Consider the following 3,423-nt stretch of genomic DNA (forward strand, 5'->3'; position numbering starts at 1 on the left):
AGGGGCTGAGCTCGAGCCTAAGCGGCATGGTGGGCAGTGGAAGATTCGAACTTCCGACCAATGGCATGTAAAGCCACTGCGCTAACCGCTGCGCCAACTGCCCAAACAGACAACAACATACAGCAGAGCTGCCGTCGAGAGAGCACCAGGATCTTTGGGGCTCAATCCCGCGACTATCGACTGAGGCGCTCCAAGCCGCAGCTATCCGACTGCCGCTCTAGATGCCGTAATGGGCCGGCCGCCTGACGATAGGCGGAAGGGAGGCTGCCCCTCAGAGTGATGGTGTGTGGAACCGAGGCCGAGTGGGTCGGCCCCGACATCATCGAGGGACAGCCATGGACTATTATGCTGGGATCGACGTCTCGCTGAAAGACAGCAGCGTGTGCGTGGTGGACGCGACCGGGCGGATCCTGCGCGAGGCCAAGGTTGCGAGCGAGCCGAGGCGCTGGTGGCCTGGTTTCGGGAGCTCGGCCTTGAGGTGAGGCGGATCGGGCTAGAGGCCGGTCCCTTATCGCAGTGGTTGCATGCCGGCTTGAGCTTGCTTGCGGCGACGCGAGCGGTTGTGATTCTGAACGGGGTGGAAGTAGTGCCATGTCCGTTCCGTTCCTGCTCACCCCGGCCCAGATGCGTCGCATCCGGCCGCACTTCCCGCTCTCGCACGGGGTGCCGCGGGTGGACGACCGGCGCGTCCTCAGCGGCATCGTCTTCGTCATCCAGGGCGGCCTTCGATACCAGCTCCGCCCGGCGGGCGATGACGGCGGCCCTCATCTACTTCACCGAGGAGACAGGCTGCCAGATTGTGGCCGAAGGCATCGAGACGGAAGGGGAGTTCGAGACGCTCAATTCCCTGGGGGTGGCCAAGGGACAGGGTTATCTCATGGGACGGCCGGCAAGCCTCGACCGTGCGCAAGCCCTTGCCGCATCCAGCATGACCGACCTGCCCAGCTGATACCGTGCCAGCAGCGCCGGTGGGTTCAAACCTTCGAGGCAGGCAGCGAGGGCTGCGGAACCACCCGAACACCGGCCATGGCTCGTGCCGTCAGGGCAGTCGCTGCGCCACCGCCCGATTCAAACCATTGGCACGCAACGTCGCGCCGGCGCGCGGCGACGGCTTTTTCGGCGCTTGGTCAGGATGCCGGCGTGCGGGCAGGCTCGATGCAGACCTGGTTACGCCCTGCGGCCTTGGCGGCGTAGAGCGCCTGGTCGGCGACCCGCAGCAGGGTATCGGCATCGGTCACGCCGGGCCCAATCTCGGCAATGCCGAAGCTTGCCGTGAAGCTGACCTCGGCCGGCGCCCCGTCTAGCCCCCGCACCGGAACCAACAATGCGGCCACCACCGCCCTCAGCCGCTCCGCGGCGGCGGCGGCGGCCGAAGCGTCGAGGCCGGGCATGAGCACAGCGAACTCCTCCCCGCCCAACCTTGCGACCTGGTCTACCCCCTCCCGCGCGCCGGTACGCAGCGTGCTGGCGAGGGCGCACAGCACTGCGTCGCCGGCGGCGTGCCCGAATTGATCGTTAATGGCCTTGAACCGGTCGGCATCCACCATCGCAACCGACAGGGGCCGGCCCGCGCGCAGGGCTGACGCGCACTCCTCGGCGCCAAGCTCGAAAAACCGGCGGCGGTTCAGCACGCCGGTGAGGTGATCCTGGCACAACGCGCGCCGCAGCTCCTCGGCCGCCTCGCGCCGCTCCGTCCGGTCCCGGATCACGGCGAGGTAAGCCTCCGGCACCGGGACGGTGCCAGTGTCCTCCTCCTGCGCCGCGCGCATGACCGAGACGACTGATGTACCCCAGAACCGGCCGCGTCCCGCCCGCGGCATCCAACCCTCAGCGAGGTGCCAGCCATCACGCCGCGCGCGCGCGAGGCGGTCAGCCAGCACCGGGCCGTCGGCCGCGGCAGAGAGGAGTTCCTCGGCGCTACGGCCCAGCGCCTCCGCCTCGCTCAGGCCAAAAAGGCGCTGGGCGGAGGCGTTCCAGTCGGCCAAGTTTCCGTCCGCATCGAGTCCAAAGAATGCATAGCCCTCGGCGCCCTCTGCCACCGCCGCGAACCATGCCTCCGCCTCGCGCAGGCGCCGCTCCTGCGCTGCCTGCGCGCTCACATCGGCGACCACGGCCATGTGCCTGTCCGGTGACAGCCGGAGGACGGTCAGCGCCAGTACCAGCGGATCTGGCGTTGCCCCGCCGCGGCTGGGGCGTCGCCGCGGTGACGCGCCGACGTGAATACGGAGGCCATCAAGCACGAGGCCACGCTCTCCGGCGAATGCACCAAGCCGCGCCCGCAGGTCCGGCGCGAAGGGCATGAGCGCGTCGAGCAGGTTGTCCAGGCCGCTTCCGGCCGGCAGGATCGGCGCCAGCATGCGGGCGCAGGCAGGATTGACCATGCGCAGCCCGCCGTCGGCGTCGAATTCGGCGAGGCCGTGTGGGCACAGGTACAGGAATTCGAGCAGCGCTTCGTGTTCGTCCGCGGCTGCACTGGCGGCCGCCAGCGCCGGTCCGTCCACGCTAGCGCGCTCCAGCGACGAGGCGGCGCTCGACCAGCAGGTAGCACCGCCGCCCACCCGGCCGCTTGAGCAGGCGCAGACGGACGGGGGTCGGACGCATCCGCAGCGTCAGGACGTAGGGAAGCACCTCATCGAGCGCCTCTTCCTCCTCGAAACGCTGCGCGACCAAGTAGTTGTTCATACACGGCGCAACCTCATCAAAGAGGTGGCGACCGAGCACGCGAGCCTTTGACAATCCCGCTGCAGTGGCTTCAAAGACGTTGTAGATTTCGACTTCGCCATCGGCATTGAAGCCGATCACGCCGAAGGCCAGCGCATCGAGTTCCGCCTCCGAGAAGGCGTCCAGGCAGTCAGGCAGGGCTGGGTCTTCAAATCCGCGGCCCGCGGCGTCTTCGGCTTCGGCGTGGTTCGGCGGTGCGAGGGCGGCACCCTCTTCGTCGAGCGGCATAGTGGCCTTCCTCATCTACCGCGATCCAGCGAGCGGGACCGCATGATCGGTCTGGATATGCCATAAGACGGCAACCTGAGGTAGGAAAATAGAACTGTCTCGAACGCCGTCATGTTGCCTGGGGCGGCCTCGTGATGACACCGGGCTGTGTTTCGGCGTGGAAGAATGGCGCTGTCGCAGTTTCCGTGCTCGTCGGGCGTTGGTGTCGCGTCCTTTCTCCGAGGGAGCGGCAGCGATGCATCTATTGGACCCACGCCCTCTGTTGCCGCCCGGTCTCGTCGTGGACGCCATCCAGCCGGCGGCGGATCGCGTCGTCATTCTCGTCCATGCGCCGGAGGCGCTATGCCCTTGCCCGAACTGCGGCGAGCCGACCAACCGGCTGCACAGCGGCTATGAGCGGCGGCTGCTCGACCTGAACCGCTCCGGGTTTGCCGAAGGCTTTTTGGTTTGGGTCACGCTGCCAGAGCGGGTGCC

General features: G+C 67.7%; 4 protein-coding genes, 1 tRNA gene and 2 pseudogenes. 4 read left to right on the forward strand and 3 right to left on the reverse strand.

All coding sequences use genetic code 11. The features are described from left to right. Nucleotides 1-27: 27 nt before the first annotated feature. Nucleotides 28-103 (reverse strand) — tRNA-Val (locus tag AC5JJ1_RS14345). A 232-nt stretch (nucleotides 104-335) separates the two neighbouring features. Here AC5JJ1_RS14345 and AC5JJ1_RS14350 point away from each other — a divergent pair. The 3 genes and pseudogenes from AC5JJ1_RS14350 to AC5JJ1_RS14360 form a co-directional block, all read left to right on the forward strand. Then, a pseudogene (locus tag AC5JJ1_RS14350) lies at nucleotides 336-538 on the forward strand (IS110 family transposase); the annotation flags it as partial. Between the two features lie 53 nt (nucleotides 539-591). Continuing rightward, nucleotides 592-732, forward strand: a pseudogene (locus tag AC5JJ1_RS14355) (IS5/IS1182 family transposase); the annotation flags it as partial. 19 nt (nucleotides 733-751) lie between these two features. Then, nucleotides 752-949: an EAL domain-containing protein gene (locus AC5JJ1_RS14360; RefSeq protein ID WP_495785790.1), complete on the forward strand. Its 198-nt coding sequence runs from the start codon at nucleotides 752-754 to the stop codon at nucleotides 947-949. Between the two features lie 178 nt (nucleotides 950-1,127). Here the strand turns inward: AC5JJ1_RS14360 and AC5JJ1_RS14365 are convergent, their stop codons facing one another. Continuing rightward, complete coding sequence (locus AC5JJ1_RS14365; RefSeq protein WP_495785787.1) at nucleotides 1,128-2,501, reverse strand: sensor domain-containing diguanylate cyclase; 1,374 nt, start codon at nucleotides 2,499-2,501, stop codon at nucleotides 1,128-1,130. A 1-nt stretch (nucleotide 2,502) separates the two neighbouring features. Next, nucleotides 2,503-2,949, reverse strand: a complete 447-nt coding sequence (locus AC5JJ1_RS14370) for a hypothetical protein (protein WP_495785788.1) — start codon at nucleotides 2,947-2,949, stop codon at nucleotides 2,503-2,505. A 280-nt stretch (nucleotides 2,950-3,229) separates the two neighbouring features. Here AC5JJ1_RS14370 and AC5JJ1_RS14375 point away from each other — a divergent pair. Continuing rightward, nucleotides 3,230-3,423, forward strand: a 194-nt coding sequence (locus tag AC5JJ1_RS14375) for a hypothetical protein (RefSeq protein WP_495785789.1), incomplete at its 3' end; no start/stop codon positions are given.

Source organism: Belnapia sp. (assembly GCF_059504005.1).

Coding starts and splice junctions, on each gene's coding strand:
- AC5JJ1_RS14370 (WP_495785788.1), bottom strand. CDS start 2,949: ATGCCGCTCGACGAAGAGGGTGCCGCCCTCGCACCGCCGAACCACGCC.
- AC5JJ1_RS14360 (WP_495785790.1), top strand. CDS start 752: ATGACGGCGGCCCTCATCTACTTCACCGAGGAGACAGGCTGCCAGATT.